The organism is Ruegeria sp. YKSE079, from assembly GCF_059612845.1.
In genome coordinates this window covers 42776-51153 of sequence record NZ_JBXWRJ010000029.1, presented here as the reverse complement: position 1 = coordinate 51153, position 8378 = coordinate 42776, and the positions used below count along the sequence as shown (strand labels likewise).

General features: G+C 58.9%; 8 protein-coding genes. 2 read left to right on the top strand and 6 right to left on the bottom strand.

All coding sequences use genetic code 11. From position 1 onward, the window contains the following. From dnaN to AC2FMY_RS20350, 6 genes are all read right to left on the bottom strand, one after another. Positions 1-1011 (bottom strand): DNA polymerase III subunit beta (dnaN, locus tag AC2FMY_RS20375; RefSeq protein WP_496807965.1); only part of this gene is annotated, 1011 nt, incomplete at its 3' end. A gap of 217 nt (positions 1012-1228) precedes the next feature. After that, positions 1229-2611: a chromosomal replication initiator protein DnaA gene (gene dnaA / locus AC2FMY_RS20370; protein WP_480748955.1), complete on the bottom strand. Its 1383-nt coding sequence runs from the start codon at positions 2609-2611 to the stop codon at positions 1229-1231. A 545-nt stretch (positions 2612-3156) separates the two neighbouring features. Then, complete coding sequence (gene rpsT, locus AC2FMY_RS20365; RefSeq protein ID WP_480748954.1) at positions 3157-3420, bottom strand: 30S ribosomal protein S20; 264 nt, start codon at positions 3418-3420, stop codon at positions 3157-3159. 223 nt (positions 3421-3643) lie between these two features. Next, positions 3644-4420, bottom strand: coding sequence for an acryloyl-CoA hydratase (gene acuK, locus AC2FMY_RS20360; RefSeq protein ID WP_480748953.1), 777 nt, complete (start codon positions 4418-4420; stop codon positions 3644-3646). Positions 4421-4486: 66 nt separating this feature from the next. After that, positions 4487-5338, bottom strand: a complete 852-nt coding sequence (mutM, locus tag AC2FMY_RS20355) for a bifunctional DNA-formamidopyrimidine glycosylase/DNA-(apurinic or apyrimidinic site) lyase (RefSeq protein WP_496745397.1) — start codon at positions 5336-5338, stop codon at positions 4487-4489. Then, positions 5331-6008 carry a hypothetical protein gene (locus tag AC2FMY_RS20350; RefSeq protein WP_496745395.1) on the bottom strand — a complete coding sequence of 226 codons (678 nt, stop codon included), beginning with the start codon at positions 6006-6008 and terminating at the stop codon, positions 5331-5333. Before AC2FMY_RS20350 ends, mutM begins: the two co-directional genes overlap by 8 nt. 78 nt (positions 6009-6086) lie before the next feature. Here AC2FMY_RS20350 and ubiE point away from each other — a divergent pair, with 78 nt between their 5' ends. Together ubiE and ubiB are read left to right on the top strand one after the other, a co-directional pair. Beyond that, positions 6087-6833, top strand: a complete 747-nt coding sequence (ubiE, locus tag AC2FMY_RS20345; RefSeq protein WP_496807964.1) for a bifunctional demethylmenaquinone methyltransferase/2-methoxy-6-polyprenyl-1,4-benzoquinol methylase UbiE — start codon at positions 6087-6089, stop codon at positions 6831-6833. A 3-nt stretch (positions 6834-6836) separates the two neighbouring features. Further along, on the top strand, positions 6837-8366 hold the full coding sequence (gene ubiB / locus AC2FMY_RS20340; protein WP_496745391.1) for a 2-polyprenylphenol 6-hydroxylase: 1530 nt from the start codon (positions 6837-6839) through the stop codon (positions 8364-8366). The last annotated feature ends 12 nt before the right edge of the window (positions 8367-8378 follow it).

The window sequence follows — 8378 nt, the reverse complement described above, 5'->3', positions numbered from 1 at the left end:
CTGGCTGGCAATCTCCAGCAGGTATTTTGCGTTGAACCCGATCTCCAGCCGTTCGTCTCCATAGGCGACGGCCAGTTCTTCCTCTGCCGCGCCGCTGTCAGGGGCATTGACCGACAGGATCAGCTTGTCACCGTCCAGCTGCAGCTTGACCGCACGCGAACGCTCCGACGACACGGTTGCGACCCGATCCACAGCCTGCGCGAATTCAGCGGCATCCACTTCCATCTTGCGGTTGTTGGCCTGCGGAATAACGCGGGTGTAGTCGGGGAAGGTTCCATCGATCACCTTCGATGTCAGGGTGATGTCCGGCGTCGCAAAACGCACCTTGGTCTCGCTGACCGAAACCGCGATGTCCATGTCATCGTCTTCCAGAAGCTTGCGCAATTCACCCACGGTCTTGCGCGGCACGATCACGCCGGGCATGTCGGCGGCGTTTTCCGGCAGGTCGGCATCGATCCGCGCCAACCGGTGCCCGTCCGTTGCCACACAGCGCAACACTTTGCCGCCCTCGGAACCGTCAGCCACATGCATGTAGACGCCGTTCAGATAATACCGCGTTTCCTCGGTCGATATGGCGAATTTCGATTTGTCGAACAGGCGGCGCAGCAACGCGGCGGGGGCCGAGAAATTCGACTGGTATTCCGATGACGCCATCACCGGGAAATCTTCCTTGGGCAGGGTCGCCAGCGAAAAGTTCGATCGCCCCGCCTCGACTGTCAGGCGGCCTGCGGCGCTGTCGGCAGTCAGCGTGACCAGCGCCCCATCAGGCAATTTCCGCACGATTTCGTGCAGGGTGGTGGCTGCAACGGTGGTCGCCCCGGCACGTTCCACCTGGGCAGGCGCCTTGTCGACAACTTCTATATCCAGGTCGGTGGCGCGGAACTGCACCTGATCGCCGTCGGCTTCGATCAGAACGTTCGCCAGAATCGGGATGGTGTTGCGACGTTCCACAACGGACTGGGCCTGCGACACGGCCTTGAGCAATGTGCCGCGTTCGATGCTGATCTTCATACCCTCAATTCCTCTGACATAAGCCGGGATAGGCAAACTAGCGGTTTACCCCTGCGGCACAAGGTTTTTTTACGGATTTCTCGGCTGGAATGCACAAACCGTCAAGGGGCAGGTGACTTGCAGGGCACACATCTGTTGCAACCATGAGTCTATCCGCACAAAAAAACGCCCCGGAGCAGAACTCCGGGGCGCAAACCGAACCGAAGGTGAGCGGTGCTCAGGCTTCCAGCGCCCGGCGCAGCATTTCCACGTCTTCCGCGATCTGGCCGTCGGTCACTTTCAGCTCCTCGATGCGTTTGACACCATGCATCACCGTGGTGTGGTCACGCCCGCCAAAGCGGCGGCCAATCTCGGGCAGGGACCGGCTGGTCAGCTGCTTGCACAGGTACATCGCAACCTGGCGCGGGCGCGCATAAGACCGCAGGCGCTTGGGCCCGATGATGTCGCTGAGGCGGATGTTGTAATAGTCAGACACCTTGCGCTGGATTTCCTCGACCGTGATCTTGCGTTCCGAAGCCCGCAGCACATCGGCCAGGCAATCCTGAGTCAGTTCCATGTCGATCTCGCGCCCGACCAGCGAGGCAAAGGCAAACAGGCGGGTCAGCGCGCCTTCAAGCACGCGGACATTGGTCGAAATGCGATGCGCCAGGAATTCCAGAACACCATCGGCAATTTTCAGGTCGGGATATGTTGCGCGATGCATCTGCACCTTGTTTTGCAGGATGCCCAGGCGCAACTCATAATCCGTCGGGTGCAGATCCACGACAAGGCCGCATTGCAGGCGCGATTTGACCCGGTCTTCCAGATCCTTGATTTCCCCCGGCGCGCGGTCGGCCGAGATGATGATCTGTTTGTTCTGATCCACCAGCGCGTTGAAGGTGTGAAAGAACTCTTCCTGGGTCGAATCCTTGCCGGCGATGAATTGCACGTCATCCACCATAAGCACGTCGACGGAACGGAAGAGATGTTTGAAATCCATCATCCGGCGTTCGCGCAGGGCCTGCACAAACCGGTACATGAACTGTTCGGCGGACAGGTAAAGAACGTTCAGATCGGGCCGCTTGGCTTTCAGTTCCCAGGCGATGGCGTGCATCAGGTGCGTCTTACCAAGGCCCACACCGCCATAAAGGACCAGCGGGTTGAAGGTGACCGGCCCGCCTTCGGACACGCGGCGCGCGGCAGCATGGGCCAGTTCGTTCGGTTTACCCACCACGAATGTGTCAAAGGTAAAGCGGGTATCCAGCGGTGCGGCCTGCAGCGAATCCGCGACTGGATTTGCGATGCCATTGAATGCCGTTTGCATCTCTTCCTTCGCGACAGCAGGCTCTTCTTCAGGACTTGCAGGGCGGGCCGGGAAATTGGCCGCAACGCGAAACGCCAGACGCTTCACTGCGGCGCCGGCTGTATTCAGTTCATAAAGAATGAGGTCGGCAAAGTTCTGGCTGACGTAATTGCCCATGAAATTCGTCGGAACAGAAAAAACCGCAACCCCATCCTGCAGCTCCTGAAATTCCAGCGGTTCGATCCACGTGGTATAGTTGTTCTTTCCAACCGCCTTCAGCAACTTGTTGCGAAGCTGTCCCCATTTCTCTTGTGTCATCCAGCGCCTCACGCATCCCAATTGTTGGCTTTTCGCCTTATTCATCATCTTGTCCCCAGCGTTATGGGGTGGATTCACAAGCACAACAGTACCGTTTCGCCGAACAGGATCGGCGAAGATACCCTCCGGGTACGCAATAGCGCAGGCCGAATACTCCGACTACAACATCAAAAACACGAGTTGTGCCCGGAACTCAGGCCAACAGCTACTATCACAGTCTTAGACAGGGCTTGAATTCCGGTTTCCCGAAACTCCAAGCAGACCGGACCCGGCTTTGCGCCAGTATCCGACATTCGCTTCCGTCCTAACCTGATGCCCGTCAGGTTCGCCCGAAAACAGCCTGTCCCCCCAAGCGAGTGAATCGCTGGAACAGTGGTAGCAAGCCGAGGCGCGCGGCGGCAACGAAACTCTGGTATTGACTCGGATTTTTGTCGGAAAGAATCTCTGGGTTTCCTGAGGGCGCGGCTTTCCGGCAACAGCACGAAAAAAGGCGCCGCAGAATCGCGGCGCCCTCAAACTGAGAATCGTCAAAAGTTGACGCAGCGTTAGCCCAGCGCTTTGACGCGGGCCGACAGGCGCGACATTTTACGCGACGCGGTGTTCTTGTGGAAAACGCCTTTGGAGACGCCGCGCATCAGCTCGGGCTGAGCCGCGCGCAAAGCGGTGGTTGCGGCATCCTTGTCACCTGACGCAATTGCTTCTTCGACCTTGCGCAGGAAGGTGCGGATGCGCGAACGACGTGCTTTGTTGATTGCGAAACGCTTTTCGTTCTGACGAGCGCGTTTCTTTGCCTGGGGCGAATTTGCCATGTGTCTCTGACCTTTCGGTTCGGTTTGTCTCGGGTCGCGCACGGCAAATGCCGCACCGGGTCAGGGATCACGGGTGTGATTCTGGCCAAAGCGGGCCGCACGCGCATGTATAGCGGCGCTGACTATCCAAGTTTCCCCGGTTTGCCAAGTCGATTCTTGGGAAAACCGACCAAACATGAAAAAGGCGGGCCGTGGCCCGCCCGAATCGCCGATGACGGGTCTGTTATTTATCCCGGAACTGCGCGGTGCGTTTTTCCAGAAACGCGGTCATGCCTTCCTTTTGGTCCTCGGTCGCAAACATCGAGTGGAACACACGGCGTTCGAACAGCATGCCCTCGCTCAACGGCAGTTCATAGCTGCGGTTCACGGCTTCTTTCGCCGCCATCGCCGTCAGCATGGATTTCTCGGCGATCTTCTGTGCCGCGCCAATCGCTTCTTCGACGAGTTTTTTGGCAGGCACAACGCGGCTGACAAGTCCGGCGCGCTCGGCTTCTTCGGCATCCATGAACCGGCCCGTCAGGTTCATGTCCATCGACTTGGACTTGCCGACAAACCGGGTCAGGCGCTGGCTTCCGCCCATACCAGCGATGACGCCCAGATTGATCTCGGGCTGACCGAACTTGGCGGTGTCCGCGGCAATGATGAAATCGCACATCATCGCCAGTTCGCAACCGCCGCCCAGGGCATACCCGCCAACAGCCGCGATGATCGGCTTGCGGATCGCGGTGATCCGGTCATTGGCATCGGCAAACAGGTTGGTGGTGTAGACATCCACAAAACTCATCTCCGACATTTCCTTGATGTCGGCGCCCGCGGCAAAGGCCTTGTCCGAGCCGGTAATGACGATGCAGCGCACCTTGTCGTTGGCGTCAGCCTCTTCCAGAGCGGTGCACAGCTCTCCCAGAAGTTGGGTGTTCAAGGCGTTCAGCGCGTCCGGGCGATCCAGTCTGATCAGAGCAACGTGTTCGTCGATTTCGACGATGATCGTCTCAAAGGCCATGTGGCATATGCTTTCGGTTGTTCCGTTCAGGGATGATTCCTTACCACGCGAGAATGCGGGATCAAGCTATCTTTGGCATTGCGCGCAGTAAAAGGACGATCGGCCGGATTGGGTGATTCTCTTGATTTCACCGGTGCATTCCGGTGTCCGGCAGGGCAGTCCCTCGCGCCCATAGACATCAAAGCTGTGCTGAAAATATCCAAGCTCTCCATCAGCTTGCCGGAAATCGCGCAGGGAAGATCCGCCCGCCTCGATGGCCTCCTGCAATACCTGCCGAATGATCGGGACCAGCGCCGCGACGCGATCCTTGGAAATTTGCCCGGCCTTGCGACGTGGCGATATCCCGGCGCGAAACAATGCCTCGCAGACATAGATATTGCCCAGCCCCGCGACGATTCCCTGATCCAGAAGGGCGGATTTGGCCGGTGTGTTCTTGTTGCGGAACGAGTCGACCAGGTGCTGCTCGTGAAAGTCGTTGCCAAGCGGTTCCGGGCCAAGAACGGCCAACAGCTTGTGCGCCTCCGACTTCGCAGTCGGCATCAGGTCCATCGCCCCAAAGCGGCGTGGGTCGTTAAAGGTGATCCGCGCGCCGTTGGCCATGTGGAACACCACGTGGTCATGTTTTTGCAGTGCGGGATGATCATGCGCGAATTGCCCCAGCGGATCGCCCGAGACCGTCATCCGGCCCGACATGCCCAGATGGATCAGCAGCGTCTCGCCGCTTGCCAGATCGGCCAGGATGTATTTCGACCGCCGCCGCAGTCGTTCTACCCGCTGCCCGCTCAGCCGTTCGGCCATCCGTTCGGGGAAAGGCCAGCGCAGATCCGGCCGGTTCACATCCGCCTTTTCGATCACCACGCCCTCCATCGCAGGGCTCAGGCCGCGTCTTACTGTCTCGACCTCGGGCAGTTCAGGCATCTTGGATCGCCCTTTTCGGCTTGTTGATCATTCGCAACATCATAGCCAATTTAGGATCTTTCTGCGCCAACTTCTCCAAAAGCTGCCCATAGCCTGACATCCGAGAAACTACGCGGATTTTCTGGCCATCCCGAAATTCAAGATACACGCCCCCTGCAATGGTCTTGCTGATCGGTCGAACCTTGCTCAGCTTTGACAATGAAGCAGACACAACGGGGCGAAACAGCGCACGCTTTTCGATGGTTTCGCCGTCATACTTAATGCGCGTAAAGGAAAACATGATGAGCCACATGCTCATCAGGCTGAACATCACACCCGCGATTACTGAAACCCATGCTCGGGCGTCCTGCAGTCCTTTGGATGCAACGAATATGGCCCCGCCACCAAAGAACACCAAACAGAACAATGCTATGGGAATGACCTTTATCGGCCGCATGATCAGAATTTCTGTATGGCCGATTCCCGTAGGATGCGAGCGTTTTCCCCGCTTGGCCGCAATTTCCCATCCAGCATAGTTCTGTTTCTGAGATCGATTCAGCCCATGTCGGATCAACCGGTACTTCATCCAGGTTATTAAAAGCCCAACAAGAAATATCCCTGTGAACAGCTTCGGATTCGACTGAAAAGCCTGCTGAATGGAAAGAAGGCTCTGCCCAAAGTTTTCAAACATATGACCGCGATGTTTTGTGCGTTTGTGAATCTGAGGCGGACGCTATATCTGGGGCACAAGTGAATCAAGGTGCCCGACATGTCAGAAGACAAGACCACCCATTTCGGCTTCGAAACCGTCCGCGAGGCCGACAAGGCCGGGCGCGTGCAGGGCGTGTTCAACTCGGTCGCCTCGAAATACGACGTGATGAACGACGTCATGTCGATGGGCATCCACCGGGTCTGGAAGGACGCGATGATGGATTGGCTGGCCCCACGCCCCGGACAGCGCCTGCTGGATGTGGCGGGGGGTACCGGCGACATCTCCTTCCGGTTTCTGAAGCGTGCGGGCCACGGACATGCCACCGTTCTGGACCTGACCGAACCGATGCTGGTCGAGGGTCGCAAGCGCGCCGAGGCCGAACAGATGGTGGCAAGCCTTGACTGGGTGGTGGGTGACGCGATGGCGTTGCCCTTCGACAACAACACATTCGATGTCTACACGATCTCGTTCGGCATCCGGAACGTCACCCGCCCGCAAGACGCTCTGAACGAGGCCTATCGCGTGTTAAAGCCCGGTGGCCGCCTGATGGTGCTGGAATTCAGCCAATTGCCCAATGATGGGCTGCAAAAGCTCTACGACCTATACAGTTTCAACGTCATCCCGCGCATGGGCAAGCTGATCGCCAATGACTATGACAGCTATCAGTATCTGGTGGAATCGATCCGCAAATTCCCGGATCAAGAGACCTTTTTGAACATGGTCCGCGCAGCCGGTTTCGAAAACGCCAAGTACCGCAACCTCAGCATGGGTATCGCCGCGCTGCATTCGGGCTGGAAGATCTGACGGATGCGCGGCCCTCACAACATCATCCGCCTGATCCGGACAGGCGCCACGCTGGAGCGCACCGGCGCCATGAACGTCGTGCTCGACGCGTTCGAGGCCCCACGCGCCATTCGCATTCTGGCCCATACGCTTGGCAAGCCGTTCCAGTGGCTGGGCTACAAGGGCGACCCGTCGATGCCGCCCGCAACCCGCGCGCTAACCGCGCTGGGCCCGGCCTATATCAAGTTCGGTCAGGTGCTTTCGACCCGGCCCGACGTAGTTGGCGTCGAACTGGCCGATCAGCTGCGCGTTCTGCAGGACAAGCTGCCACCATTTTCGCGCGCCGAGGCAATGAAAGAGGTCACCAAGGAACTCGGCCGTTCCACGGATGAACTGTTCTCGGAATTCAGCGAACCGATCGCCGCCGCCTCGATCGCGCAGGTCCACAAGGCGAAACTGGCCGATACCGGAGAAGAGGTTGCCGTCAAGGTCCTGCGCCCCGGTATCGAGCGCGCGTTTCGCAAGGATGTCGACGCCTTCTATTTCGCCGCGCGGATTGTCGACCTGTTCGCGCCCGGTGCCCGCCGTCTGCGCCCGCTGGACGTGATCGAACATTTTGACGGTGTCGTTCGTGGCGAGTTGGATTTACGCCTGGAAAGCGCCGCGGCTTCGGAATACGCGGCCAACACCAAGGATGACAAAGGGTTTTGGCTGCCGCCGGTGCTGTGGTCGCTATCGGCACGACGGGTGATGACGCTCAGCTGGGCCGACGGCATCGCGCTGGGCGACAATGACGCGCTGGATGCCGCCAATCACGACCGTGCGGACCTGGCCCGCAGGGTGCTGCGCATGTTTCTGTCGCACGCGCTGCGCGACGGCTTTTTTCACGCCGACATGCATCAGGGCAACCTCAAGGTCGCCGCAAATGGTGACATCATTGCTTATGACTACGGCATCATGGGCCATATCGACGAATATACCCGCCGGGTCTATGCCGAGATCCTGTTCGGGTTTATCCGCCGCGATTACAAACGTGTGGCCGAGGTGCATTTCGAAGCCGGCTACGTCCCTGCCAATCAGGATGTCGACGAGTTTGCCCGCGCCCTGCGCGCTGTGGGCGAGCCGATCTTTGGCATGGACGCCACCCATATCTCCATGGGCCGGTTGCTGAGTTATCTGTTCGAAGTCACCGAACGGTTCGGAATGGAAACCCGGACCGAGCTGATCCTGCTGCAGCGCACAATGGTGGTGGTCGAAGGTGTGGCGCGCTCGCTCGATTCGCACATCAACATCTGGGAAGTGGCCCGGCCCGTGGTCGAGGACTATATCAAACAGTCCATTGGCCCCCGTGCCATGGTCCGCGACCTGGGGAAAACAGCGCTGGTGCTGGCCCGTTTTGGCCCGCGCCTGCCCGGTCTGGTCGAAAACGCGCTCATGGCGCAAACCCAATCGGAAGAAAACAACAAGCCCGGCATCGGCGCGATACTTTGGCCCGCGCTGATTGGTGCCGTCGTCGGTGGCGGTCTGGTGCTGGCGATCAGCGCGTTGATCTGACCGCCGCGCGGG